Here is a 25,194-nt window from a genome sequence, read left to right as displayed (position 1 = left end):
GCGCCCAATCCGTAGCTTGGGTCAGGCCGGAGGCCGTAACCCAACACCCGCCGGCTAGTCGGCGCGAATGGTCTGCTGATACCCGCTTTTGGTACAACCCAGGCAGCGCACGAAGGTGTTCTTGGCGGGGCCGACCACGAGGGTCTCGGCTGAGCTCTTGATATTGCCGCCGGCTGCGGAGAAGGGCAGACCGACCAGCCACACGGCGGAGCCAATGGCGGTAATGGTGAACATCACCGGACGCACCAGAACCAGGTCCGCGGTCATGGCGAGCGCGGACGGGTCTTCCTGGACTGCGCCGTTGCTTTGAGGTGCCGCAAAACTCCAGTGGCTCAGCACCAGTGACAGGGCGACCACCAGAATTTTAGCACTCAGTTTATTCTTCTGGCTCACTACTAAACTCCTCTCATCTCAATAATGTCGGGTACCATTCACGGCCAGGATACCGCAGCCGGTTCGCCCCCTGTTTGTTTATGGCACAGTCAGAGGTCATTTACCACCGACCGCATGGTATTTCGCCGCAGCCAAAGGCGCTCAACGTTGACATCGAGCGCAATATACCGTGGCGCGCTGACCAAGGCGCAAGGTCTTCAGGGGAGCCCGGCAGTTCAGGCAATTTTCACCCGTACGGCCATAAACAAACAACTCCTGTTTGAAATATCCCGGTTTGCCGTCGCCCCCAATGAAGTCCCGCAAGGTGGTACCACCGGCCTCGATCGCCCGGGTCAGAACCATCTTGATCTGTTCCGCCAATCTCGCTGATTCGGCCCGGGTCAGCCGTCCGGCTGCCCGACCGGGCCTGATCCCTGCCAAAAACAGGGCTTCGTTGGCGTAGATGTTACCGACACCCACCACCACCTTGCTGTCCATGATGAAGGTCTTGACCGGGATGCGCCGCTTGCGGGATTTCCGGAAGAGCAGCTCACCGGTGAACTCCGCGCTTAAGGGCTCGGGCCCGAGGTCCCGCAGGAGAGGGTGCTCTTCGGGCGGTTCGTCGGTCCAGAGGACGGCGCCGAAGCGGCGCGGGTCCATGTAGCGCAGCGTTTTGCCGGTCTCGAGCTGGAAGTCAACGTGGTCGTGTTTACCCACCGGGGCATCGGCCGGGACCAGCCTGAGGCTCCCCGACATGCCCAGGTGCACAATCATCGACCCGTGGCGGAATCCGAAGATCAGGTACTTGGCCCGGCGGCTCAGGTCCCGTACTTCCTGGCCTTCAAGCAGCGCGGGCAGGTCCGCCGGAATGGGCCAGCGCAAGCTGTGCTGCCGAATTACGACCGCACGGATACGCTGGCCCACCACATGGGGCTGAACCCCACGCCGGGTCGTTTCAACTTCTGGCAGCTCTGGCAAGGCGGATTCCCGGTCAATATAAAGGGTCCTGGTCGGGCTGACCGCATCGGGCCAGCCACAAAAAAGCCCGGGCATGCCGGGCTTTTCGGATCTGAGTCAGGTCGGGCAATTTACTTGATCTTGCCTTCCTTGTAGACCACGTGCTTGCGAACAACCGGATCATATTTCTTGATTTCCATCTTTTCCGGCATGTTGCGCTTGTTCTTGGTGGTGGTATAGAAGTGGCCGGTGCCGGCGCTTGAGTTCAGGCGGATCTTGTCACGCATGTTTTAATCTCCTGCTTCGATCTGCCGCTCATTGACCACAGATCAGTGTCGTTTGGGGCTGCTGAAATGCTAGGGTCAGACCTTTTCACCGCGCGCGCGGAGCTTGCCCAGCACGTGGTCGATGCCCTGCTTGTCTATGATGCGCATGCCCTTGGAGGAAACCTGCAGCTTCACGTAGCGCTTTTCGGATTCCACCCAGAAACGGTGGGTATGCAGATTAGGCAAAAAACGCCGGCGGGTGTGGTTTTTTGCGTGGGATACATTGTTACCGGTCATGGGTGCCTTGCCAGTAACCTGACATACTCTGGACATGGTCCTGCCTCATCTATTGAACAGTTTCGCCGCTGCCGCTGCGCAAGCGAAGTTTAGGAAAATCGGAGCGAAATGCCAGCCGGTCGGGTCGCGAGATTATGGCTGGCCGCAAAGAGCCGGGCTTTATACCAAAACAAGGCCATAATGGCAACTGCAAAGCTCCCCGGCAGGACCTCAGATCATGAGCCCCAATTGGGCGAACGATACGACTTCCGTATCCCCGACCACGAAATGATCCAGTAGGCGTACGTCCACCAGTTCCAAGGCGGAATGCAGCCGTTCGGTCAGGCGGATATCCGCTTGGCTGGGTTCTGCCACGCCCGAGGGGTGGTTGTGAGCCAGGATTACGGCCGCCGCATTCTGCGCCAGGGCTTGCTTGACCACCTCGCGAGGGTAGACACTGGCACCGTCGATAGTGCCGTAGAAGAGCTCCTTGAAGGCGAGCAGGCGGTGCTGATTGTCCAGAAAGAGGACGGCGAACACCTCCTGACGCCGATGGCGCAACTGGGCCCGGACATACTGGCGGGCCGTCTCCGCCGAGTTGAGCAGGTCGCCCTGTTGCAGGCCCTCTGACAGGTGCCGGCGAGCCATTTCCATCACCGCCTGCAGCTGGCTGTATTTGGCGAGCCCCAGCCCCATGGCCTGACAGAAGTCATTCCGGTCGGCTTCCAGCAGGGGGCGCAGGCCGCCAAAGCGGGTGATCAGATCACGGGCGAGATCCACAGCCGATTTGCCCGCGCAGCCGGTGCGCAGGAAAATGGCGAGTAGCTCTGCATCGGAGAGAGCCTGAGGGCCCCGGTCGAGGAGTTTTTCCCGCGGGCGTTCCGCCACGGGCCAGTCGCTGATTGCCATGAACATTCTCCCTGTTTCATGTGCCCGCCCGGTCCGTTCCCTGCACTTTATTGTAGAGCCCGGGCGTGTGGCGCAATCTTACCGCGCTTTTCCATGGGGACTCCAGGCGCCTGGCAGGGTAAAATCGGCGGTTTTCCGCAGCTCCCGGCGCCTGCGCAATTTATTTGACGCCTGCGCACTGTTTTCACGCACAGTGATTTTCGGACGCAATCCTATGAGCTCCCTTGCCAACAAGCAGATTATCCTCGGCGTGACCGGCGGAATCGCCGCCTACAAAAGCGCCGAACTGGTCCGCCGCCTTCAGGACCAGGGCGCAACCGTCCGCGTGGTCATGACCCGCGGCGCGCAGGAATTCATAACGCCCCTCACTCTGCAGGCGCTTTCGGGCCACCCGGTTCACCTGGACCTGCTGGACACCGAGGCGGAAGCGGCCATGGGCCACATCGAGCTTGCCCGCTGGGCGGACCTGGTGCTGATCGCACCCGCCAGCGCCAATTTCATCGCCCGACTCGCCGGCGGCCGCAGTGATGATTTGCTGACAGCTCTCTGCCTCGCCACCGCAGCGCGGATTGCCATTGCTCCGGCCATGAATCAGGGCATGTGGCACAAGCCCGGAACCCAGGACAACCTGAAGCTGCTGGGCCAGCGCGATGTTTATCAGATCGGCCCGGCCGAAGGCGGGCAGGCCTGCGGTGACGTGGGCCTCGGCCGAATGATGGAGCCGGACGATATCGTGGCCGAAGCCGCGGGCCTGTTCGAGAGCGGTGCACTGGCCGGGAAACGCGTAGTGATTACCGCTGGTCCCACCCGCGAGGCCATCGACCCGGTTCGCTACCTGAGCAATCACAGCTCGGGCAAAATGGGATATGCCATTGCCGAAGCAGCCGTGGAGGCGGGAGCAAAGGTGCTGTTGATTACCGGGCCCACTAATCTCGCCCCACCCCCACGCGCCGAGATTCGCCCGGTGACCAGTGCCGCAGAAATGCATGAGGCCAGCCTGGCTGCCTTGGCGGGCTGCGACCTTTTCATCGCCGCCGCCGCGGTGGCCGACTACCGGCCGGTGCATAAGGCGGAACAGAAAATGAAGAAGGGCAGCCAGGACACCATGACTCTTGAGCTGGTGAAGAATCCGGACATCGTGGCCAGCGTGGCTGCCGCCTCACCGGGGCCGTTCACAGTGGGATTTTCCGCCGAGACGGAGAACCTGCTGGCCAACGCGCGCGGTAAGTTGGAGCGCAAGGGGCTGGACGGGATCGTCGCCAACGATGTGTCCGATACCAGCATCGGCTTTAACAGCGAGGACAACGCAGCCACCCTGATCTGGCCGGATGGGGAGGAAGAGCTGGGCAAGCGCAGCAAACATCAGCTGGCCCGGGATCTGGTTGCCCGCATTGCCGCGCGGTTACAGCCCTAGCCCACGCAAATATCGAATAACATTTACAGGACACCGTCCGGGAAACAGGAAACCTATTCGTGTCACGCTCCAGACCATCCTGGCTCACATTGAGCAAGCAGAGCCCTTTTTTTAAGGCTCTGCTTGCCAGCGGGGCTTTGCTTCTGGCGCTCAACGGAGCACTCGCCTGGTGGCTGGAGCAAAGGAGCAGCGCGAGCGAAGAGCGGGCCATCGCCGCCGCAGCCGAACGCCGGGCCAAGTCCGTAGCCACGACTCTCTCGGAACAACTTGAGCAACTGCACACGGTGCTGACCGATGCTGCGCGGCGAGAGGATCTTGCCGAAGCGGTGCGGGCGGGGGACGAAGGCATTCTGGAGCCTCTGAAACAGGATCTTTACGATCAACTGGAGGGCCTGCACGCCGTGCATTTGTTTCCGGCCGATCAGGTTCGAGGCGGTATCGACGAGACCGGTCCGGCACTTCGCTTTGCGGAACTGGACATGATGAACCGGGCCGAGCAGCGCGAGGAGGTCTTCCCTGAGGCGGTGCGTACGGATGACGAGTGGCGCCTCAGCCTTGTGCAACCCATCCCCCTTGCTCAGGAACAGGACGACGCCGCCCCGGTGTCGGCCCTGCTGCTCGCCAGCGTCGCCGCCCAGGATTACCTGAAACCCGCCCGGGAGCTCACTCCGGACCAAGGTACTGTGCAAGTGCTTCAACAGTACCCAGGGCAGGCCGCACAAGCGGTGTTGGGACCGCAACTGAACCCGAACGACGCGGCAGAGGCAGCCGTTGCGGGCAGCTATCTTCGGGTTCGCTTCGTTCCATCGCAGGCTCTGATCGGGGTACAGAGAGTTTCCCGGACTCCCAATTATCTTGTGCTCGGCCTTACCTCGATTTTGAGTGTTGCGCTGGCCTGGTGGCTCGCCAACCTCGCCGCCCGCCGGTTCGGAACACGCGACGAAGAGCAGCCGCGCGAGATGGAAGTGGACGACCTGCTCAGCCTGGAAGTGACCAAGGAAGATTCGGACCTGCTGGGCCTGTCCGGTTTTCGACCGAAACCGAAGCCGGACCCTCTCGACATCCGCGAGCCGGCGCGGCCCGGTGAGATTCCCGGCGAGGTGTTTCGCTCCTACGATATTCGCGGTCGTGTGCCGGATCAGCTCGGCCCCGAGCAGGTGGTGCTTATCGGTCGCGCCCTGGGCAGTGCCACGCTCGCGGCTGGCGACTCCATTATGGTCGTTGCACGGGACGGGCGCACACACGGTTCCGAGGTGACCGAGCAACTGGTCAAAGGCATTCTTGCTACCGGTTGCGACGTTATCAATATCGGACTGGTCCCCACACCGGTTCTGTACTTCGCCTGCCAGGAACTGCAAAACACCAGTAGTGGCGTGATGGTAACCGCAAGCCATAACCCCGCCGAGTACAACGGCTTCAAAATGGTGGTGGCCGGTAAAACCCTCAAAGACGAAGATATCAAGCGTTTGCAGGCCCGCATTGAGGCGGCAGATTTCGAGCAGGGGGCCGGCAAGGAGAGCTTCTCGGACCTCAGCCTCCAATACATCGATCGGATTTTTGCAGACATTGCACTGGCGGGAGAAATCTCGCTGGTGGTGGATGCCGGCAACGGCGCGGCCGGTAAGATTGCGCCACGTTTGTTCGAGGAGCTGGGCTGCACCGTGACGCCCCTTTTCTGCGAAATCGACGGCACCTTCCCAAATCACCCGCCGGACCCTTCCGTACCCGAAAACCTGCGCGCTCTACAGGACAAGGTAAAGGAAACGGGTGCTGACCTGGGCGTTGCACTGGACGGAGACGGAGACCGGGTCTGCGTGGTCACGGGCAGCGGCCAGATTGTCTCGTCCGACCGGCTACTCATGGTTTTGGCCAAGGACCTCGTGGCTCGCAACCCCGGCGCGGATGTTGTGTTTGATGTAAAATGCAGCCGCGAATTGAACAGGGTCATCAGCGCCTATGGCGGTCGGCCGATCATGTGGAAGGCGGGCCATTCCCATATCAAGGCGAAGATGGAAGAGACCGGTGCCCTGCTTGGGGGCGAACTGTCCGGGCACATCTTCATCAAGGAGCGCTGGTACGGTTTCGACGACGGGCTCTATGCGGCGGCGCGCCTGCTTGAGATCATAAGCCTGCGGGACGAGGGGCTCGACAGTATTCTCGAGAATTTCCCCGTTCCACCCGCTACGCCGGAAATCCGTATTCAGGTTCCCGAACAGGAAAAATTTGCCCTGATTCAGCGCCTGACCCTGCGGGGCGATTTCGGTTCCGGCCGGCTTAGCACCATCGACGGAATACGAGTGGACTACCCGGAAGGCTGGGGCCTGGTGCGAGCCTCCAACACCGCAGCGGAACTGACCCTGCGCTTCGAAGGAGAGAACGCAGACGCGCTTAAAACAGTGGCGGATCGTTTTCGCGAACAGCTCCTCAAGGTAGACCCGCAACTCTCATTCGAACTCTGACGGCGCTCCCGTCACCTCACCCCATAGAAAGGTTCAGGACGATATGGCTCTTGGTCGCGACGACGCTATGAACATCGCCAAGGTTCTCACCGAGGCCTTGCCCTACATTCAACGCTTCACCGGCAAAACTGTGGTCATCAAATATGGTGGCAACGCCATGACCGACGAGCAACTGCAGAACAGCTTTGCACGGGATGTAGTTCTGATGAAACTGGTGGGCATGAATCCCGTTGTCGTCCATGGCGGCGGACCACAGATCGGCCAGTTGCTGGAACGCCTGAACATCCAATCGGAATTTGTGGACGGCATGCGCGTTACCGACAGCCAGACCATGGACGTTGTGGAGATGGTTCTGGGTGCGACGGTGAACAAGCAGATCGTCAGCCTGATCAATGGCAATGGTGGTCACGCCATCGGCGTCACCGGCAAGGACGGGCAGCTGATCCGGGCGCGCAAATTGAAAGTCACCCGCAACGCGCCGCAAATGCAGGTTCCGGAGATTATCGACATCGGCCAGGTGGGGGAGGTTGAGACCATCAACCGCCAGGTCATCGATGTGCTGATCAACAGCGATTTCATTCCCGTCATTGCGCCGATCGGTGTCGGCCCGGAGGGGGAGTCCTACAATATCAATGCGGACCTGGTTGCGGGAAAGATCGCCGAAGTGCTGGGAGCGGAAAAGCTGATGCTGCTCACCAACGTGGCGGGGCTGCAGAACAAGGAGGGCAATGTACTCACCGGACTCACCCCCAGCCAGGTGGATGACCTGATTGCCGATGGCACCATCTACGGCGGCATGCTGCCCAAGATTACCTGTGCGCTCGATGCAGTCAAAATGGGAGTGAACAGCGCCCACATCGTGGACGGCCGGGTCATGCACGCGGTGCTCCTGGAGATCTTTACTGACGCCGGAGTCGGGACACTGATCAGCAACCAGCCCTGAGAACAGATACGCGCTTTGTATTGAAGCGGGCCGCCTATAAGGCTAGGATACGCGAGTGCTCATTTACATGCTGTCGCACGGACGGCTGACAATTGGGGCAGTTTTGGGGCATAAAGATAATGCGAACGGCGAGACCCGAGCTACGGTCGCCGCGGGTTATCCGCCGGACAATTTTCAATCGTGTGCATGTATGAATGAGTTTCAAAACCATGCTCTCATCCGAATATAAAAAACCATGAGCAGATCGAATCAAAAATCATCCCGTCGCCAGCAAATTCTGGAGGCCCTGGCCTTCATGCTTTCCGACTCGCCGGGAGCACGAATTACGACAGCGGCGCTTGCGAAAGAGGTCGGGGTTTCCGAAGCGGCCCTCTACCGTCATTTTCCCAGCAAGACGAAAATGTTCGAGGGGTTGATCGAATTTATCGAGGAGACCATCTTCTCGCGAATCACCCTGATCGTTTCCGAAGAGGCAACCGCCCTTAAACGATGCGAACGGATCCTTCTGCTGCTTCTCACGTTCGCCGAACGCAATCCGGGCATTTCGCGCATACTCACAGGCGATGCCCTCGCGGGGGAAACGGACCGGCTGCGCCTGCGCATCGTGCAGTTCTTCGAGCGCCTGGAAACCCAGATCAAACAGATCCTCCGGGAGGCGGAAGTACGGGAGGATTTGCGTCTGAATCTGCCCATTACTGCGGCGGCCAACCTGATGATGGCAGCGGCTGAAGGGCGCATCGCCCAGTTCGTTCGCAGCGAGTTCAAACGTTCACCCACCGAGAACTGGCCGGTTCAATGGCCCGTGCTGGTCCACGGCTTTGCCCGGGAGCAGGTGCAGGCTTGAATTTGAATGCCAGGGGACTTGGCTGGATCGAAGAGGAATAGGGAGTTCTGAGGCGGGGACGCGAGAGAGAAACATTCCAGCGAGAGAGAAACATTCCAGCGAGAGAGAAACAGCAATAAGGAAAAAGCCGGAGCGATCCGGCCCGGGAATTCAGGAATCTCGCTGAATCGCCGCAAACCGCTCCTTTTCCCTTTCGAAGCGTTCGCCCATTTCTTGCTTCTCGACTTCCCGCTGATCGACCTGATCCTGAATGACTTTCAGCTCTTTGCGTAATTTACGCAGACTCTCCAGAAAGCTTTCCGGCACCTTCCGCCCGGCGCGTTCGGCATTGGCCGCACGGCCCTGAACGTCCTCGATCTGCGCCTGGATGCTGACGGTGTTAGCGCGCAGAATCGCCAGGCTCGCCTCCAGGTCCGCCAGTTTTCGGTCCTTTGCTGCGTCAATGTCGTCCACGCTGGTATAGCGGCGCTTCAGGTAGCGGTCCCATTCCGCCAGTTCCATCTCCTGCTGACGCTGTGCAGCGCGGGCCGCCCGTTCGGCTTCCGTCGGAGCCGGAGGTACCACTTCCAATACGCGGCCAGCTGGAGTGACCACCTCGTACCCGTTTTTTACGTATTGCGGCGGAATTCTGCTGTCCATCACCGTCACCCCGTGTTCATCCACGTAACGGAAATAGCGCTCCACGGCCAGGGCCGTGCTCGCCAGAGAGATCAGCAGCAGACAACAGAGTTGTTTAGCTGTTTTGGTCGCCATCGTTCGCGTTCACACCGTATTCCGCCCGGTACTGGCGGACTTGTTGAAGGAGAGCCTCATCACCGGCCTGCTCCTCAAGATAGGCGATAATGTGCTCCAGTGCCGCAATACTGATCACAGGGATGGAAAATTCCTGCTCCACCTCCTGGAGGGCGGATAACTGGCCGCGTCCGCGCTCCTGACGGTTCAGGCCGATGATGACACCGGCCGGTTCCGCCCCATAGGACCGAATCAGGTCGATCACTTCCCTGACGGCCGTGCCGGCGGTAATCACGTCGTCCACGATCAGAACCTTGCCCGCCAGCGGCGCGCCCACCAGGTTGCCGCCTTCGCCGTGGTCCTTGGTCTCTTTGCGGTTAAAGGCGAAGGGTCGGTCAATGCCGTGCTGGTCCGCCAGGGCAACGGCCGTCGTCGCCGCGAGCGGGATGCCTTTGTAGGCGGGGCCGAAGATCATGTCGAAATCCAGGCCCGACTCCACCAGCGCCGCCGCGTAGTGGCGCCCGAGTTCCGCGAGGGAGCGTCCGCTGTTGAAGAGCCCCGCGTTGAAGAAGTAGGGACTGGCGCGCCCGGACTTGAGAGCGAACAGTCCAAAGCGCAGTGCCTGGCACTGAATGGCGAGACGAATAAAGTCCCGTTGGTAGCTTTGCATGAACACGTTCCAATAATTTGTGTTGATCGGAATCGATGCCAATTTGGCCTCTTCCAGATCGGCACCTGAATGGGTTCAGATATTGCGCATCAATGAGCGCTGCGGGCAAGGTTTCTGACGCTGAATCGGGGCAAAACCGGGATTGAGCAAATAGTGTATTTAGTCTACGACAGAACCCGAGTATCATACACAGTCCGTTGAAAAGGGGCGAACATGAGAATCATCAATCTGAGCGTCGACGGCATCAGGCAGGCGGCGGAACGGGGGCTATTCGATTGGCTGGAGCAGCAGGACGCGGACGTGATCTGTCTGCAGGATCTGCGTTTGCCGGCACCCGAACTCGAGGACGGCCCCTATCAGGTCTCAGGCTACCACGCGTACTTTTTTGATTCGGGGATCGACGATGCGTATGGCGTCGGCATCTATACCCGCGAACAACCCAAGGCCCTCATCTATGGTCTGGGCTTCTCTTCGGGTGTCGACATGCAGGGCCGATACATCCAGGCGGATTTTGAACGGCTGAGCATCGGCTCCCTGCTGGCACCGCAGATTACGGATGACCCGGACTCGGCCCAGGTGAAGCAGAAGTTCTTTGACGATCTCCAGGCCCACCTGCACAAGATCACCCGCAAACGTCGCGAGTTCATCTTCTGCGGCAACTGGGGAATGGCTCATCAGGCCATCGATGTGCAGAACGCAAAAGACAATGAAGCGCGACCCGGCTTCATGGCCGGCGAGCGCATGTGGATGGACCAGCTCTACAGCGAGCTGGGCTACGTGGACGCCTTCCGGCAAGTCAATAAGGACAAGGACGAATTCACCTGGTGGCCCAGCGGGGTTCCTTTCGAGGGCGACGGCTGGCGCACAGACCTCCAGGTCATTTCCGGTGAACTGCGCAACCGGGTTGAATACGCGGCCATCTACAAGACCCAGACATTCTCCAGCCACCTTCCGGTCATCATGGACTACGATCTGGAGCTGCCCAGCGCCTTCTGATTCGGGCTCGCGGTGCGAGCCCTTTCCGGCTTTAAACCTCCTCCGCCAGCGCCTGCTTCTGGAGCCCGTGCAGTTCGCTGATGCCCTGCTTCGCCAGGCTCAGCATGGCGTCGAACTGGTCCTGGGTAAATGGTTCGCCTTCAGCGGTCCCCTGGATCTCAATGATTCCCCCGTCCTCCGCCATGACGATGTTCATGTCCGTGTCCGCAGTGGAATCTTCGGGATAGTCCAGATCCAGTACCGGTACGCCCTGATACAACCCTACGGAAACTGACGCCACCATCCGGCGCAAGGGGTTGACCGTCAGGCTGGGATCCTTTTCCTGCAGGTGACGAATGGCGTCGGCGAGCGCAACACAGGCGCCGGTAATGGAGGCGGTGCGGGTGCCGCCGTCCGCCTGAATGACGTCGCAATCCAGGACGATGGTGTTCTCGCCCAGGGCGGACAGGTCCACCGCGGCGCGCAGGGAGCGCCCGATCAAGCGCTGAATCTCAACGGTTCGCCCACCCTGCTTGCCGCGCGCCGCTTCCCGCTGCATGCGGCTGCCCGTGGAGCGGGGCAGCATGCCGTACTCGGCGGTGATCCAGCCGCGCCCTTCGCCACGGAGGAAGCGCGGTACGCCCGGCTCGGCACTGGCGGTACAGATGACCTGGGTATCGCCAAACTCCACCAGCACCGAGCCTTCGGCGTGCCGGGTGAATCGACGGGTGATCTTGACGGCTCGCAATTGTTCGGGGCTTCGGCCGCTGGGTCTTTGCATGGTGGATCCTTATAAAGCTGGTACATGTGGAGCACCCCTGAACAGCGCCCGCGGAGTGCCCGCGCGTGGAAATTTGCGGGCGCGGCATTATACCCGATCGACTGTGCCCCCGCGGGCCTGTGTTACCATATGCGTGAGACACTGCTTCCTTTCCATTCGCGAAGGCCCGCAACCGCAACCTATTTGCACAACCAGGCCAGAGTGCCTGCCGCAGCCGAGGTAACCGAGATGGTCCGCAGCATGACCGGCTTCGCCCGTAAAGAGGCTGTCCACCCATGGGGCACGCTGGCGTGGGAAATCCGCAGCGTCAACCACCGCTATCTCGAACCGCACTTCCGTCTTCCCGAAGCACTGCGCGCCATTGAGCCGGAGCTACGCAACCGTCTGCGCAAGGCCGTTCATCGGGGCAAGGTCGAGCTCGGGCTATATCTCAACCTGGAAGAGGGGCGCAACGAGGCGATCAAGGTCAACATGGAAACGGTGGAGAAACTCGCCCAGGCCATCCGCCAGGTGAACGCCGTCGTCGACTCCGCCGCGCCGGTCAACGCACTGGACCTTCTTCGCTGGCCGGGGGTACTCAACTCCAGCGCCCTGGACAACGAGGTGCTGCAGGATGCGGCGCTGGAGCTGTTTGATGAAAGCCTGAAGCAGCTGAGCGCCCACCGGGAGCGCGAGGGCGCCGAGCTGGCCCAGTTGATTGAGCAGCGACTCGTCAGCGTGAGCGACGAAGCGGACAAGGTCCGTGAACAACTCCCCGCCATCATGCAGGCGCAACGGGACAAACTGCTGGAACGCCTGGCGGCGGCGAAGGAGGAGGTCAACCCGGAGCGGTTGGAGCAGGAGCTGCTCTTCTACGCCCACAAATCGGACGTGGCCGAGGAGCTGGACCGACTGGTAACCCACGTGGCGGAAGTGCGCCACACCCTCAAGCAAAAGGGCGCCATCGGTCGACGCCTGGATTTCCTGATGCAGGAGCTTAACCGGGAAGCCAACACCCTCTCCTCCAAGTCCAGCGCCACCGACACCACCCAAAGCGCAATCGAGCTCAAAATCCTCATCGAGCAGATGCGTGAGCAGATCCAGAATATCGAGTAGCGTCGATCTTTTGTTGGGTTACGGCTGCGCCTAACCCAACCTATACTGAGACCGCTCCAAACGCGAGATTCCCCGACCACGTAGGTTGGGTTAGCGAAGCGTAACCCAACAATCTGCCGACCCCGCGCGAACAGATGCAGGCTCCATGTTGGGTTACGGCTGCGCCTAACCCAACCTACACTGAGACCGATCCAACCGCGAGACTCCCCGAATGCGTAGGTTGGGTTAGCGAAGCGTAACCCAACAACCTCGCCAACCCTCCCGGCAATCCCGATCATTTCCCTGTGAATTCGCGCAATACATCGCCACAGCGTCTACAATTACTCTTTCTCTAACTCTACTGAATTGGCCCCGCCCCTCCAGGACAGTCTGCATCAATGGTCAGCGCAGCACCTACTCCCACCGTGGCCGTCACCGGCGCCAGCGGTTTTGTCGGCAGTCATATTGTCCGGTTTCTGTTGTCCCGCGGTTGGCACGTAGTACCTCTTTCCAGGTCCGGTCGGAACGGCACCATCGCCCTCGACCTGTGCCAGCCCACTGAACTCGACACCCATCTGGTCGGAGTGGACGTACTCATTCATTGTGCCGCGGAGGCCCACCAGGCGCCGCAAGCCGGCGAGAGCCCCGCTGACTTCCGAAAGCGGATTTTTCGCCTGAACCGCGACGCCATAGCTCCGCTTGCCGAGGCCTGCCGGGGAGCCGGGGTAGGGCGGTTCCTCTTCCTGAGCAGCGCCAAGGTTTACGGGGAGCAGTCCGTGGCTCCTTTCGCCGAAGACGACCCTCTGCAGCCCGTCGACCCTTATGGCACCAGCAAGATGGCCGCCGAGGAAATTCTGAACACCTTCGCTCCGCACCTGGAAGCCTGCAGCCTTCGGCTCCCGCTCATTTATGGTCCGAGCCCCAAAGCCAATCTGGCACGCCTGCTCCGGCTGGCCGGGAGCGGCGCTCCGCTTCCCTTTGCCAGCATCCGCAACCGCCGCAGTTTGCTCGGCCTCAACAATCTGAACCGGGTAATTGCCGCGATGCTCGAGGCCGACCGCTGGCCCCACCGGGTACTGAATGTCGCTGATCCCGAGCCCATCTCAACGTCGGACCTGATTCGGGCACTGGCCCACTCCTGTGGCAAACGGGCGCGCCTGCTGCCCTTTCCGCCCCGACTGCTGGGCGGACTGCTGGCAAGCCTTGGCCGAGGCGAAGATTTTGTCCGGCTCGCAGGGGACTTGGAGCTCTCTACCGCACGCCTCGCCCACTGGTTGCCTCACCTCCGGCTCGAATCCACGCCGGACGCTCTGGTACAGATGCTGGCCCCTGCCGCGGAGCACGCGGCCTGATGCGAGTTTTGCAGTTTTACCGTACCTACCTGCCCGAGACTCAGGGCGGCCTCGAAGAAGCCATTCGGCAAATCTGCCTGGCCACCCGCAAGCATGGTGTTGAGCACAGGGTGCTGACCCTGGCGCGCGTGGATCGGGAGGAGCGCCTCGTTCGCGAGGAGGCGGAAGTGATCCGCGTTCCCCTGCAAATCGACCCCGCCTCGTGCTCCATGGGCGTAAAAACGTTTCGCGCCTTCCGGGAACAGGCCGAGTGGGCGGACATCATCCACATTCACTACCCGTGGCCCTTCGCAGATTTGGTACACTTGCTGTCCGGCACAAAAAAGCCGGTGGTACTGACCTACCATTCGGATATCATCCGCCAGCGCGCACTCGAGAAGCTTTACGCTCCGCTGCGGTCGGTGTTTTTCCGCAAAGTCGATCGGGTCGTGGCAACCTCGCCCAACTACGTGAGAACAAGCCCGCTCCTCCAACACCTTCGCAGGGCTCCCGAGGTCATTCCCCTGGGGCTCGACCCGGAAAGTTATCCGGCAGCCGATGCGGAGACCATAAAAACGGTGGAGCGCAATTTCGGGCGCGATTTCTTTCTGTTCGTAGGTGTGCTGCGCTATTACAAAGGGCTTCACACTTTGATCAGTGCGGCGGCGAAAACCGGCTTGCCCGTGGTCATTGCAGGGGACGGACCGGAGGCACCCAGACTTCGCGCACAGATTCGCGCTCTGGGCGGGCCCGATGTCTACCTGGCCGGCCGCGTGAGTGACCCCGTCAAAGCAGCTCTTATGGAATGCTGCCGCGCGGTGGTCTTTCCGTCCTGCGAACGCTCCGAAGCCTTTGGAGTCACATTACTGGAAGGTCAGCTACACCAAAAGGCGCTGATAAGCACGGAAATCGGCACCGGCACCAGTTTTGTCAATGTGGACGGGGAAACCGGGCTGATCGTGCCCCCCAACGACCCGGACGCCCTGGCCGCGGCCATGCAGCGACTGAACGACGACGCACAACTTGCGAATCGCCTGGGGCTGGCGGGGCGCCAGCGGCTTGAAGCACTGTTTTCCGGCGAGCACATTGGCCGCCAATACCTGCAGCTTTATCAGGAGCTGCTTGAAGAACGACGAACGGCAAATAATTAACCTCAGGATCAAGGTAATGACATCTTCCATTCTGCCCGTGCTACTGGCCGGCGGGAGCGGCTCCAGACTATGGCCACTATCGCGAACCCTGCTACCCAAGCAGTTCATCCGCCTGACAGGCGAGTCCACCATGCTGCAACAGACTCTCGGCCGAACCGTAGGCCTGGACTCTCTGCCCCCGGTGGTGGTTTGCAGCGAAGACCACCGTTTTATCGTAGCCGAACAGGCGCGCCAGGCCGGCATCACTCTGGATCAGGTGATGCTCGAACCCTTTGGCCGCAATACGGCACCGGCCATTGCCATGGTCGCCATGCAGCAACGGGCCCGCGGCGAGGACCCTCTGTTGCTGGTGCTGCCCTCGGATCACCTGATCGACGACACCGCGCGTTTCCACGCCCTCGTAAACAAAGCCGCTGAAGTAGCCAACCGTGACCAACTGGTGACATTCGGCATCGTGCCCGCCCACCCGGAGACGGGTTTCGGGTATATCGAGGCAGGCTCGGCGCTGGAGTGGGCGGAGGACGCCTTCAAGGTCAACCGCTTTGTGGAGAAGCCCGATCAGGCCACGGCCGAGGAGTTCCTGAAAGCCGGCAACTTCTACTGGAACAGCGGCATGTTCATGTTCCGCGCATCCGCCTACCTCGCCGAACTCGAGCGCTCCCGGCCCGACATCTACGAGGTCTGCCAAAAAGCGGTGGACGGCATCACGCCGGACCTGGAGTTTGCCCGTATTCCCGCCGACATCTTTGAGACCTGCCCGGACGAATCCATCGACTACGCAGTGATGGAAAAAACCAGCGCCGCCGCCGTGGTGCCCTTCGATGCCGGCTGGAACGACCTGGGCTCCTGGTCCGCCTTGTGGGACGTGGAAGGCAAGGACGGCAACTCCAACGTCTGCGTTGGCGACGTAGTCACCCACGATACCCGCAACTCCTACGTGCGCGCCGAAAGCCGCCTGGTGGCGGCCGTGGGCCTGGAAGACGTTGTTGTCGTCGAGACCAAAGATGCCGTACTGGTCACCCATAAAGACCGGGTCCAGGACGTAAAAAAGGTGGTGGAAGAAATTCGCAACAACGACCGCACCGAGCACCACGCCCACGTCCGCGTCTACCGCCCCTGGGGTGACTACGAATGCATCGATGAGGGCCACCGCTTTCAGGTCAAGCGCATTTGCGTCAAGCCGGGGGAGAAGCTCTCCCTGCAGATGCACTATCATCGAGCCGAGCACTGGGTCGTGGTGAAGGGCACCGCCCTCGTGGAATGCAACGGTGAGGAAAAGCTCCTGACCGAGAACCAGTCCACCTACATCCCCATCGGCTCCACCCACCGCCTGACCAATCCCGGTAAAATGCCGCTGGAACTTGTGGAAGTGCAATCCGGCGGCTATGTTGGCGAGGATGATATCGTCCGCTTCGAAGACACTTACGGACGGGTTTCGCCCAAGGGATAAATTCGCGTGCTAGCTCTACTCCGAAGTGCCTGGGCCTACAGGCACTTTATCGTTTCGTCCATTCGCAATGATCTGGTCTCGCAGTTCGCCCGCAGCAAGCTGGGCGGGCTGTGGATGATCATCAATCCGTTGGTGATGGTGGCCATCTACGCCTTCGTCCTGTCCGCCGTGCTCTCCGCCAAGCTCCCCGGGATCGACAACAAATACGCCTACGCCATCTACCTCACCGCGGGCATTCTGGGCTGGAACCTGTTCAACGACATGATCACCCGCTGCCTGAATCTGTTCATTCAGAACGGCAACCTCCTCAAGAAGATGGTCCTGCCCAAGATCGCGCTGCCCCTGATCGCCACCGGCACCGCGCTGATCAACAACCTGCTCCTGTTCGGAGCCATCATTGGCATCTTCGCCCTGCTGGGGCACCCGCCCTCCTGGCAAATGCTGTGGATTCCACTCATTACGGTGGTGCTGGTGGTATTTTCCCTCGGGATCGGCCTCATCGTGGGGGTGATCAACGTTTTCATTCGAGACCTGGGCCAACTGATTCCCATCCTGCTTCAGTTCCTCTTCTGGTTTACCCCCATTGTTTACCCGGCCTCCATCATCCCGGAGCATATGCGGCACTACCTGCTCCTTAATCCAATGTACCCCGTAGTCAACGCCTACCACGACGTGCTCGCCTTCCGGCAAGCGCCGGACGTGGGGCATCTGCTGATGATCGGAGCCAGCGGCCTGGTTCTGCTGGCCGTGGGCCTGATCATCGTGCGGCGGGCCAGCGCAGAAATGGTGGACGTGCTATGAGCCTCATGAACGTTCAGGGCGTGAGCAAAGCGTTTCGCAACTACTCCTCGGAGTGGAAGCGCATCGCCAGCTGGTTTGGGCTACCCTTTAAACCATCAGAAGAAACCTGGGTTCTGAAGGACGTCAGCTTCAGCGTCCGCCCCGGGGAGGCCATCGGCATCGTCGGACAGAACGGCGCCGGCAAAAGCACCCTGCTTAAAATCGTCACCGGCACCCTGCTGCCGTCCAGCGGCAGCGTGACCGTAAACGGGCGCATCGCCGCCATTCTGGAACTGGGCATGGGCTTCAACCCGGACCTGACCGGCCGGCAGAACGTGTATCATTCCGCCTCCATCATGGGCTTTGGCCAGGAGCAGGTGGACGCCGTCGTCGACGAGATCGAAGCGTTTGCCGAGATCGGCCACTACTTCGATGAACCCGTGCGCACCTACTCCAGCGGCATGCAGGTGCGGGTTGCGTTTGCGGTGGCGACGGCATGGCGACCGGAGATCCTCATTGTGGATGAGGCGCTTTCCGTTGGGGATACCTATTTCTCCCACAAAAGCTTCCGGCGCATCCGCGAATTTCAGGAGCAGGGAACGACTTTGCTGATTGTTTCCCACGATCGCAGCGCGATTCAGGCCCTTTGCGATCGGGCGCTTTTGCTGGAGAAAGGGACCGTCATCAAGGACGGCAACCCTGAAGAAGTGATGGATTTTTATAACGCGCTGATTGCGGAGAAGGAAAACAACACGGTTAAGGTACGTAAGACCGAGAGCGGCAAGGTTCAGACGTCTTCAGGTACTGGCGAGGCGCGGGTCGAGGAGATTGCGCTTTTTAACGTCAAGGGCGAGGTGGTGGATCACGTTGCTGTTGGAGAATCAGTGATTTTGCGGGTGAAGGTGAGGGTCTATCGGAGTATAGACAGTCTCGTCCTGGGATATGCGATCAAGGACCGACTAGGGCAGACCATGTATGGAACCAACACATGGCACACTGGCCAAGTCCTCGAAAATCCTGAACCCGGCAGCCTCCATGAGTTCGAGATCGCATTTCAGAGCAACCTGGGGGTGGGAGCTTACTCTGTGTGCACAGCTTTACATGCGAACGACACGCACATCAAAAGCAATTATGAGTGGTGCGACTTAGCCTTGGTCTTTAATGTTATCAACCTAAATAAGACTGAGTTCCAGGGTTGCAACTGGCTCGAACCGACGATTTCCTTATGAGTGAATACAACGATTTTTATCGAGCTTTCGAAGAGAGACATCGCGGGCCGCGCGAGCTGATTAAATCGAGACTAGAAGTTTACCGTCCGTTTGTGGAACCACTTCTCAATGTACTATCTACGAAGCGCGCTGCGGACTTAGGCTGCGGCCGTGGGGAGTGGCTAGAGGTGGCGCAAGAAATCGGTTTCGAAGCGTACGGAACGGATCTAGACGAAGGCATGCTCCGCGCAGCGCGACAACTTGGACTGGGGGTCGAACAGAAAGATGCTCTTCAATTCCTGAAGGCTCAAGAAGTTGAAAGCCTTGCGGTGGTTTCTGGCTTTCACATCGCGGAACACATCTCTTTTTCCGATCTTCAGGAACTCATTCGGCAAGCATTTCGCGTTCTTACCCCGGGTGGGGTGCTAATTCTAGAAACACCGAATCCAGAGAATCTGGTGGTAGGTAGCCACACCTTTTATCTCGATCCTACTCACGGACGCCCCATCCCGCCAGATCTACTGTCGTTCGTCCCAGAGTACTACGGATTCGAACGTGCAAAGATTGTACGGCTTCAGGAAGATCCACGTTTAGATAGTAGGGTCATAAACCTTCTCGACGTACTGGGCGGGGTGAGCCCAGATTACGCGGTCATCGCTCAGAAACCCGGCTTGCCGGCCGCCCTGCAAGCCACACAGCAGGCATTTGAAACGCAGTTTGGAACGAATCTTACAAAACTCGCAGTTCGCCACGATAAACAAATGAGCGCCCAAATCGGCGGCATGGAAAATCGACTGAACGCATTAAGTAGGCATATTGATCGTAGTATGCAAACTTTGGATCGTAGTGTTGAGCGCGCGCTTCAGAGGGCGCAAGCTGCAGAATCGATAGCAAGCTCAGCGTACGCTGAGCTTGAGGCCATACACAACAGTCGATCTTGGCGGGTAACCGCACCACTTCGATGGTTTTTCCTGCAGTTTACGCTGCTACGGGAGTTGGGATTCAGGTCGAGGGTGCGGAGCGCAGCTGAGAAAGCTGTCCGTTCCGTGCGTCGACGAACCGTCGCACCAGTCACGGATGTCGAAGGGTTGAAAGGAACGCTCGAACGAGTACGAGAGGACAATCAGCCGGAGCAAAGGTTGACGGCTCGCGCGAAAGAGATCCATGCCCTGTTGAAAGATGCTCGAGACAGAAACGAGGAGCATCCTCCGTGCGCATAGTCATTGATATGCAGGCATTGCAGGGTGAGAATGGAACGAGAGGTATCGGTCGGTACGTCCGTGAATTGGTGCGGTCTCTCGTTTTGAATAGCGGTGATCACGAAGTCATTCTGGCGCTCAATGACGCCATGCCTGAAAGCGTTCAATCGATTCGGCAAGAGTTTTCCGACGTTCTGCCATCTGACCAAGTCTACATCTGGAAAGGGCTGAGTCCGGTTGCAGCAAACGATCCGGCCAACAGATCCCGACAGACTTGTTCGGAGCTAATTCGAGAAGCGTTCCTTAGAAGCTTGCATCCGTCTGTAGTGGTGGTGCCAAGTCTTTTCGAGGGTTTCTACAGTGAATGCGTCACTAGCGTAAAACGCTTCGATGACGACACTCCTCAAGTAGTACTCCTGCACGACCTCATCCCCCTCATCTATCGAACACATTACCTGAAAGCCCCTTACATCGAAGAGTGGTATAGCCGCAAATTGTACCACCTCAAACAAGCAGATTTGTGGCTAGCCAACTCTGATTCCACCTTACGGGAAGCATGTGAGTACGCTCAAATACCTGCCTCCTCAATTGTGAACATTGCGGCCGCTGCCGGCTGCCGTTTCCGACCAACTACTGTAACCGATGCGGACAGGCGAGCATTATGGGATAGGACAGGCATACGCCGGCCGTTTTTGATGTATACCGGCGGTGTGGATTGGCGAAAGAACTTAGAAGGGCTGATAGAGGCTTACTCTCTGCTTTCATCGAGAACTCGCGAAGTTCACCAGCTTGCGATCGTCTGTTCGATCGAACCCAACGACCAGGCTCGTCTTATTGAACTGGCACGAAATTTCGGACTTCAAGATGACGAAGTGGTTTTTACCGGTTTTGTCTCAGAACAAGACTTGATCGGACTTTACAACACCTCCGAAGCTTTCGTGTTTCCTTCTCTTCATGAAGGCTTCGGTTTGCCGGCTCTTGAAGCGATGAGCTGTGGTCGAGCAGTGATCGGTGCCAACAGGTCGAGCCTCCCAGAAGTAATTGGAAGACCAGATGCTCTTTTCGACCCGTACTGTGTAAAAGACATCGCTCGATCCATTGATAAGGTGCTTACAGATAGCAGTTTCAGAGAGTCGCTCGAGGAGCACTCGATCGTGCAAGCGCGACGTTTTTCCTGGGAAGCGACTGCTAAGAAGGCGCTAGGCGCCATCGAAGAACTGGTCTCGAATAGGGGAGAAACTCATCGCCAGAGGATCCCCACTCGCCCACGACTTGCTTACATCTCTCCGCTGCCTCCCGAACGAACCGGTATCAGCGGGTATAGCTCCGTGCTGATCCCCGAACTCCAACAGTTTTACGATATCGACGTCATCGTAGCGCAGGACTCGGTGGAAGACCCCTGGATAGAAGCAAACTGCTCAATTCGCGGGGCTGATTGGTTCGTAAGTAACAGCTCGCTGTTCGACCGGGTAATTTATCATTTCGGCAACTCGGCTTTTCATGGACATATGTTTGATTTGTTAAAGCGTGTGCCGGGAATCGTAGTTTTGCACGACTTCTTCCTATCTGGGCTTATTTCAGACCTAGAGAATCGAGGATACGAAGACTTCTGGACGCACGCTCTATACAACAGTCATGGTTATCCAGCATTGCGGTCCCGTTTCTGCGGCGGTGATCCCGCCGCAACCGTATGGAGGTATCCCTGCAACTTGGAGGTGCTGCAAAGGGCAGACGGTGTGATCGTCCATTCAGAGTATTCTCGACAGTTGGCCAGAACATGGTACGGAGAACCAGCTGGAAGAGATTGGGAGCTGATTCCCCTGTTGCGTCCGCTAATCGCGGCAAGCCCTGAACGACGAAACGTCGCGCGGGCTGCTCTTAATATTGACGAGTCCGAGTTTTTAGTCTGCAGCTTTGGAATGATTGGCGCGAACAAGATGACTGATCGACTCTTGGAAGCTTGGTTTTCGTCATCGCTCGCCGCGGATAGAAGCTGCCGCCTCTTGTTTGTCGGTGAAAATGATTCCGGCGATTTCGGTCAATCGGTACTCGAACGTATTCAGCAAGCAGAAGAGCGGGCGGAAGGGATTTGCATTACAGGATGGACTGACCAAAAAACTTTCGAACACTACCTAGCGGCTGCCGATGTTGCCGTTCAGCTAAGGACGCGGTCTCGAGGCGAGACATCTGCGGCTGTGCTCGATTGCATGAATTGGGGCTTGCCCACAATCATCAATGCGAATGGGAGCATGGTAGAGCTGCCAATAGACAGCGTTTGGCAGCTTGAAGATAGTTTCCAAGTAAGCGACCTTGCCGACGCTATCGAATCACTGAAAGCTTCGCCTAATCAGCGGAAAGCGTTGAGTACTCGTTCGGTGGATTACCTCCACCGTAATCATCGGCCCTCGACTTGCGCTCATCAGTATTTCGAGGCAATCGAAAGGGTTCACAGAAACACTAGGCGTAGTTTCGGTGATCTCGCAAGATGCATGAGCAGTGAGGCGCCTGGGCTCAACAACGAGGATCTGATCACAGCTGCACAAGCGATCGACAGCTCTATTCCAGCGCGACCCGCGCGCAAACAGATCTTGGTGGACGTATCCGAACTTATTCAGCGAGACGCGGGGACCGGCATTCAACGGGTAGTCAGGCAGATCATCGAGCGATGGCTCGCGGAGGAAGTGGAAGGTTACCGTGTGGAGCCCGTATACGCGCTTACGGACGCCGAGGGATATAGGTACGCCAAAGAGTTCACGCTTCAGTTCATCGGCTGTCCGGACGTTCTAACCGATGATCCGGTTTCTTACCGCTCCGGTGACGTTTTTGTCGGCCTTGATTTACAACCCAACGTCATTCCGGCACAAAGCGCCTACCTTCAACGCATGCGACGAGCAGGCGTTAGAGTTCTGTTCGTAGTATACGACCTGCTTTGCACAACCCTTCCTCATACGTTTCCGGTTGGCGCGCAAGAGCAGTTTACACGCTGGCTTCGGAGCGTCGCAGCTTGCGATGGAGTGATTTGCATTTCTCGGTCAGTTGCAGATGAGTTTAGAAGCTGGCTAGAACAGGACCAGGTGCCAGTTGAGCCCGGATTTTCGATTGAGTGGTTTCACCTGGGAGCCGATTTTAGTCCCTTAACTATGGGGTCGGACTTGCCTCATACAGTGAAGTTGACCGGCGAGCTTGAACGGATCCGCGCCTCTACCAGTTTCTTAATGGTCGGGACAATCGAACCTAGGAAAGGCCACAAGGCAACATTGGAGGCCTTCGAGCGCTTGTGGTCGGAGGGCCGCCCCGTGACTCTGGTAATAGTGGGCAAGCAAGGCTGGCTGGTCGAGGCCCTCGTGGAAAGGCTGATGTGTCACCCGGAGCTCGGGAAGCGCCTATTCTGGTTTGACGCGGCAGACGACGCCTTCTTGCGGGAAATCTACCAAGGATGCTCCTGTTTGATCGCAGCCTCTTACGGCGAAGGGTTTGGATTGCCGCTGCTTGAAGCGGCGCACCACGGACTGCCTATCATGGCGCGAGATATTCCGGTTTTTCGGGAAGTTGCCGGATGCGGCGCCTCCTATTTCGCCGACGATACGGAACTCGCTTCGAGACTCCTTCAATGGACCGCACTATACGAGACCAATCAGCATCCAAGTTTCGGAGAGATCAATGTGCTTAGCTGGGACGAAAGCGCCTCGTGGCTTCTAGGGCTCGCGGTGAACCAGCAGACCGCCTCTCGAGCTCGAACTAATGAACGCAACCAAAAACGTTTGGAGAAGTTAGTTGAAACTGATCATACAGATCCCGTGCTATAACGAAGCTGAAACCTTGACCGTTGCACTAGCTGCGCTTCCGCGGGATGTACCGGGTTTCGATATCGTTGAGTGGTTAGTTATCGACGACGGAAGCACGGACGGTACCGTAGATGTCGCACAGAGAAACGGAGTCGATCATATCGTCCGTCATACTCATAATCAAGGGCTTGCACGAGGATTTATGACCGGCCTTAACGCTTGCCTTGAGCTCGGCGCGGATGTCGTTGTTAATACCGACGCGGATAACCAGTATAGGGCGGAGGATATTCCTACCCTAACCACGCCGATACTCGATGGTAACGCGGATATAGTCGTCGGTGCACGGCCAATCGAAGCGATAGAGCATTTTTCAGCTTCAAAAAAACTGCTGCAGAAGCTTGGGAGCTGGGTCGTCAGAATGGCCAGCAATACCGATATTCCTGACGCTCCAAGCGGATTTCGAGCTTTCAGTCGTACAGCCGCGCAACACCTGGTGGTCTTTAACGATTACACGTACACCCTCGAGACCATCATCCAAGCTGGACAGAAGAATATGGCAGTGACATCGGTCCCCATCTCGGTAAATGAGGACCTGCGACCGTCACGCTTGTTGAAAAGCATACCGTCGTACATAAAGAAGAGCATTTTTACGATTATACGAATCTTCGTGATATACCGCCCTTTCCGAATATTCGGTTCCGTTGGGGCGGCTCTGTTTATCGCGGGATTATTGGTGGGAATTCGCTTTCTGTCGTTCTACGTTCAGGGCGACGGAGACGGACATATCCAGTCGCTCATTTTGGGAGGTGTACTACTCAACATGGGCTTTATCACTCTTCTTTTTGCTTTTTTAGCCGATCTCATGTCTGCCAACCGGAAGCTGCTTGAAGATATTCGCGTGCAATTACGGAAAAACACTCCGCCTTCCCCCAGCCAGTCGATAGAGCGAGCACGTACAAGAAAGGGGCTGGAAGTATGAAAATTTCGCACGGCATCGAAGAAGACGGAGTCGTTGTGGGCAACGCCTACGATAAGTACGGCTCGGAGAATCCGCTCGTTAAGTGGATCATGGACGGGTTCGAATCAACGCTGGCGGGTTTTGTTTCTCAAGTGAACCCACGAACGATTCACGAGGTAGGTTGTGGAGAAGGGTATTGGGTGCTGGATTGGCTTGATAAAGGGGTGGAGGCTAGGGGAAGCGATTTCTCAGAGAGAGTAATTTCATTGGCGAAATCCAACGCGACCACGAAAGGCGTTAACTCCTCCGCATTTTCAGTTAAGAGCGTGTATGACCTAGGGAAGGACGATTCCGCGGACCTCGTCGTCTGTTGTGAGGTGCTTGAACACCTCGATTCGCCGGAAGCCGGACTCGAGGCACTTCAGCGCTGCACGCCCCATCATCTGATTCTCAGCGTTCCCCGCGAACCGTTGTGGAGAGTGCTTAACCTAGCGCGTGCCAAGTACATTTGCGAGCTCGGCAATACGCCGGGACACGTTCAGCATTGGTCCACGAAAAAATTTGTAGGATTAGTTAGTCGTTATTTCGAGGTGACAGAGATACGACGACCTTTGCCGTGGACCATGCTATTGTGCCGTCAGAAGCAGCAGCCTTCGTGAC

General features: G+C 58.4%; 23 protein-coding genes. 15 read left to right on the top strand and 8 right to left on the bottom strand.

Annotated elements, in window-relative coordinates; translation table 11 throughout:
- Nucleotides 1-54: 54 nt before the first annotated feature.
- From ACURWW_RS13830 to radC, 5 genes are all read right to left on the bottom strand, one after another.
- Nucleotides 55-393, bottom strand: a complete 339-nt coding sequence (locus ACURWW_RS13830) for a hypothetical protein (RefSeq protein WP_445617593.1) — start codon at nucleotides 391-393, stop codon at nucleotides 55-57.
- 141 nt (nucleotides 394-534) lie between these two features.
- Nucleotides 535-1,350, bottom strand: coding sequence for a bifunctional DNA-formamidopyrimidine glycosylase/DNA-(apurinic or apyrimidinic site) lyase (gene mutM, locus ACURWW_RS13825; RefSeq protein WP_445617592.1), 816 nt, complete (start codon nucleotides 1,348-1,350; stop codon nucleotides 535-537).
- A gap of 110 nt (nucleotides 1,351-1,460) precedes the next feature.
- Nucleotides 1,461-1,616 (bottom strand): 50S ribosomal protein L33, encoded by a 156-nt coding sequence (gene rpmG, locus ACURWW_RS13820; RefSeq protein WP_445617591.1) that lies wholly within the window; start codon nucleotides 1,614-1,616, stop codon nucleotides 1,461-1,463.
- A gap of 75 nt (nucleotides 1,617-1,691) precedes the next feature.
- Nucleotides 1,692-1,928, bottom strand: a complete 237-nt coding sequence (rpmB, locus tag ACURWW_RS13815; RefSeq protein ID WP_445617590.1) for a 50S ribosomal protein L28 — start codon at nucleotides 1,926-1,928, stop codon at nucleotides 1,692-1,694.
- Between the two features lie 174 nt (nucleotides 1,929-2,102).
- Nucleotides 2,103-2,780 carry a RadC family protein gene (gene radC / locus ACURWW_RS13810; protein WP_445617589.1) on the bottom strand — a complete coding sequence of 226 codons (678 nt, stop codon included), beginning with the start codon at nucleotides 2,778-2,780 and terminating at the stop codon, nucleotides 2,103-2,105.
- Between the two features lie 214 nt (nucleotides 2,781-2,994).
- On the opposite strand from radC, the gene coaBC reads away from it, so the two are divergent.
- The 4 genes from coaBC to slmA all read left to right on the top strand — a co-directional run bounded on the left by coaBC (nucleotide 2,995) and on the right by slmA (nucleotide 8,440).
- On the top strand, nucleotides 2,995-4,194 hold the full coding sequence (gene coaBC, locus ACURWW_RS13805; protein WP_445617588.1) for a bifunctional phosphopantothenoylcysteine decarboxylase/phosphopantothenate--cysteine ligase CoaBC: 1,200 nt from the start codon (nucleotides 2,995-2,997) through the stop codon (nucleotides 4,192-4,194).
- A gap of 59 nt (nucleotides 4,195-4,253) precedes the next feature.
- The gene (locus tag ACURWW_RS13800) at nucleotides 4,254-6,653 is read left to right on the top strand and encodes a phosphomannomutase/phosphoglucomutase (RefSeq protein WP_445617587.1); all 2,400 of its coding nucleotides are present in this window, start codon (nucleotides 4,254-4,256) and stop codon (nucleotides 6,651-6,653) included.
- Nucleotides 6,654-6,696: 43 nt separating this feature from the next.
- A complete protein-coding gene (gene argB / locus ACURWW_RS13795; protein ID WP_445617586.1) occupies nucleotides 6,697-7,596 on the top strand; it encodes an acetylglutamate kinase in 900 nt (299 codons plus the stop codon).
- Nucleotides 7,597-7,831: 235 nt separating this feature from the next.
- Nucleotides 7,832-8,440, top strand: coding sequence for a nucleoid occlusion factor SlmA (gene slmA / locus ACURWW_RS13790; RefSeq protein WP_445617585.1), 609 nt, complete (start codon nucleotides 7,832-7,834; stop codon nucleotides 8,438-8,440).
- Between the two features lie 150 nt (nucleotides 8,441-8,590).
- On the opposite strand, the gene ACURWW_RS13785 is transcribed toward slmA, so the two are convergent.
- A complete protein-coding gene (locus ACURWW_RS13785; RefSeq protein WP_445617584.1) occupies nucleotides 8,591-9,193 on the bottom strand; it encodes a hypothetical protein in 603 nt (200 codons plus the stop codon).
- A complete protein-coding gene (pyrE, locus tag ACURWW_RS13780; RefSeq protein WP_445617583.1) occupies nucleotides 9,174-9,842 on the bottom strand; it encodes an orotate phosphoribosyltransferase in 669 nt (222 codons plus the stop codon). Before pyrE ends, ACURWW_RS13785 begins: the two co-directional genes overlap by 20 nt.
- Nucleotides 9,843-10,055: 213 nt before the next feature.
- On the opposite strand from pyrE, the gene ACURWW_RS13775 reads away from it, so the two are divergent.
- Nucleotides 10,056-10,838: an exodeoxyribonuclease III gene (locus tag ACURWW_RS13775; RefSeq protein WP_445617582.1), complete on the top strand. Its 783-nt coding sequence runs from the start codon at nucleotides 10,056-10,058 to the stop codon at nucleotides 10,836-10,838.
- 31 nt (nucleotides 10,839-10,869) lie between these two features.
- Here the strand turns inward: ACURWW_RS13775 and rph are convergent, their stop codons facing one another.
- Entirely contained in the window at nucleotides 10,870-11,598 is a 729-nt protein-coding gene (rph, locus tag ACURWW_RS13770) for a ribonuclease PH (protein WP_445617581.1), read from the bottom strand.
- Nucleotides 11,599-11,826: 228 nt separating this feature from the next.
- Here rph and ACURWW_RS13765 point away from each other — a divergent pair, with 228 nt between their 5' ends.
- The 10 genes from ACURWW_RS13765 to ACURWW_RS13720 all read left to right on the top strand — a co-directional run bounded on the left by ACURWW_RS13765 (nucleotide 11,827) and on the right by ACURWW_RS13720 (nucleotide 25,193).
- Nucleotides 11,827-12,693, top strand: a complete 867-nt coding sequence (locus tag ACURWW_RS13765) for a YicC/YloC family endoribonuclease (protein ID WP_445617643.1) — start codon at nucleotides 11,827-11,829, stop codon at nucleotides 12,691-12,693.
- A 377-nt stretch (nucleotides 12,694-13,070) separates the two neighbouring features.
- Nucleotides 13,071-14,024 (top strand): NAD-dependent epimerase/dehydratase family protein, encoded by a 954-nt coding sequence (locus tag ACURWW_RS13760; protein ID WP_445617580.1) that lies wholly within the window; start codon nucleotides 13,071-13,073, stop codon nucleotides 14,022-14,024.
- A complete protein-coding gene (locus tag ACURWW_RS13755) occupies nucleotides 14,024-15,154 on the top strand; it encodes a glycosyltransferase (protein WP_445617579.1) in 1,131 nt (376 codons plus the stop codon). The genes ACURWW_RS13760 and ACURWW_RS13755 overlap by 1 nt, the downstream gene beginning before the upstream one ends.
- Before the next feature lie 16 nt (nucleotides 15,155-15,170).
- Entirely contained in the window at nucleotides 15,171-16,604 is a 1,434-nt protein-coding gene (locus tag ACURWW_RS13750; RefSeq protein WP_445617578.1) for a mannose-1-phosphate guanylyltransferase/mannose-6-phosphate isomerase, read from the top strand.
- Nucleotides 16,605-16,610: 6 nt separating this feature from the next.
- The gene (locus ACURWW_RS13745) at nucleotides 16,611-17,405 is read left to right on the top strand and encodes an ABC transporter permease (protein ID WP_445617577.1); all 795 of its coding nucleotides are present in this window, start codon (nucleotides 16,611-16,613) and stop codon (nucleotides 17,403-17,405) included.
- Nucleotides 17,406-17,410: 5 nt separating this feature from the next.
- Entirely contained in the window at nucleotides 17,411-18,613 is a 1,203-nt protein-coding gene (locus ACURWW_RS13740; protein ID WP_445617576.1) for an ABC transporter ATP-binding protein, read from the top strand.
- On the top strand, nucleotides 18,610-19,812 hold the full coding sequence (locus ACURWW_RS13735) for a class I SAM-dependent methyltransferase (RefSeq protein WP_445617575.1): 1,203 nt from the start codon (nucleotides 18,610-18,612) through the stop codon (nucleotides 19,810-19,812). Before ACURWW_RS13740 ends, ACURWW_RS13735 begins: the two co-directional genes overlap by 4 nt.
- Nucleotides 19,803-23,597, top strand: a complete 3,795-nt coding sequence (locus ACURWW_RS13730; RefSeq protein WP_445617574.1) for a glycosyltransferase — start codon at nucleotides 19,803-19,805, stop codon at nucleotides 23,595-23,597. Before ACURWW_RS13735 ends, ACURWW_RS13730 begins: the two co-directional genes overlap by 10 nt.
- Entirely contained in the window at nucleotides 23,566-24,555 is a 990-nt protein-coding gene (locus tag ACURWW_RS13725; RefSeq protein WP_445617573.1) for a glycosyltransferase family 2 protein, read from the top strand. Before ACURWW_RS13730 ends, ACURWW_RS13725 begins: the two co-directional genes overlap by 32 nt.
- Nucleotides 24,552-25,193 carry a class I SAM-dependent methyltransferase gene (locus ACURWW_RS13720; RefSeq protein WP_445617572.1) on the top strand — a complete coding sequence of 214 codons (642 nt, stop codon included), beginning with the start codon at nucleotides 24,552-24,554 and terminating at the stop codon, nucleotides 25,191-25,193. The genes ACURWW_RS13725 and ACURWW_RS13720 overlap by 4 nt, the downstream gene beginning before the upstream one ends.
- Nucleotide 25,194: the final 1 nt, after the last annotated feature.

The sequence above is a fragment of the Gilvimarinus sp. F26214L genome, assembly GCF_054401055.1.
Note: the sequence above shows the minus strand (reverse complement) of the source record. Positions and strands in the feature narration are given on the sequence as shown.

Bases quoted from the DNA above. Each gene is read 5' to 3' on its own strand.
- rpmG (WP_445617591.1), bottom strand. From the start codon at position 1,616: ATGCGTGACAAGATCCGCCTGAACTCAAGCGCCGGCACCGGCCACTTC.
- rpmB (WP_445617590.1), bottom strand. From the start codon at position 1,928: ATGTCCAGAGTATGTCAGGTTACTGGCAAGGCACCCATGACCGGTAAC.
- radC (WP_445617589.1), bottom strand. From the start codon at position 2,780: ATGGCAATCAGCGACTGGCCCGTGGCGGAACGCCCGCGGGAAAAACTC.
- coaBC (WP_445617588.1), top strand. From the start codon at position 2,995: ATGAGCTCCCTTGCCAACAAGCAGATTATCCTCGGCGTGACCGGCGGA.
- argB (WP_445617586.1), top strand. From the start codon at position 6,697: ATGGCTCTTGGTCGCGACGACGCTATGAACATCGCCAAGGTTCTCACC.
- slmA (WP_445617585.1), top strand. From the start codon at position 7,832: ATGAGCAGATCGAATCAAAAATCATCCCGTCGCCAGCAAATTCTGGAG.
- ACURWW_RS13785 (WP_445617584.1), bottom strand. From the start codon at position 9,193: ATGGCGACCAAAACAGCTAAACAACTCTGTTGTCTGCTGCTGATCTCT.
- pyrE (WP_445617583.1), bottom strand. From the start codon at position 9,842: ATGCAAAGCTACCAACGGGACTTTATTCGTCTCGCCATTCAGTGCCAG.
- ACURWW_RS13775 (WP_445617582.1), top strand. From the start codon at position 10,056: ATGAGAATCATCAATCTGAGCGTCGACGGCATCAGGCAGGCGGCGGAA.
- rph (WP_445617581.1), bottom strand. From the start codon at position 11,598: ATGCAAAGACCCAGCGGCCGAAGCCCCGAACAATTGCGAGCCGTCAAG.
- ACURWW_RS13765 (WP_445617643.1), top strand. From the start codon at position 11,827: ATGGTCCGCAGCATGACCGGCTTCGCCCGTAAAGAGGCTGTCCACCCA.
- ACURWW_RS13760 (WP_445617580.1), top strand. From the start codon at position 13,071: ATGGTCAGCGCAGCACCTACTCCCACCGTGGCCGTCACCGGCGCCAGC.
- ACURWW_RS13755 (WP_445617579.1), top strand. From the start codon at position 14,024: ATGCGAGTTTTGCAGTTTTACCGTACCTACCTGCCCGAGACTCAGGGC.
- ACURWW_RS13750 (WP_445617578.1), top strand. From the start codon at position 15,171: ATGACATCTTCCATTCTGCCCGTGCTACTGGCCGGCGGGAGCGGCTCC.
- ACURWW_RS13740 (WP_445617576.1), top strand. From the start codon at position 17,411: ATGAACGTTCAGGGCGTGAGCAAAGCGTTTCGCAACTACTCCTCGGAG.
- ACURWW_RS13735 (WP_445617575.1), top strand. From the start codon at position 18,610: ATGAGTGAATACAACGATTTTTATCGAGCTTTCGAAGAGAGACATCGC.
- ACURWW_RS13720 (WP_445617572.1), top strand. From the start codon at position 24,552: ATGAAAATTTCGCACGGCATCGAAGAAGACGGAGTCGTTGTGGGCAAC.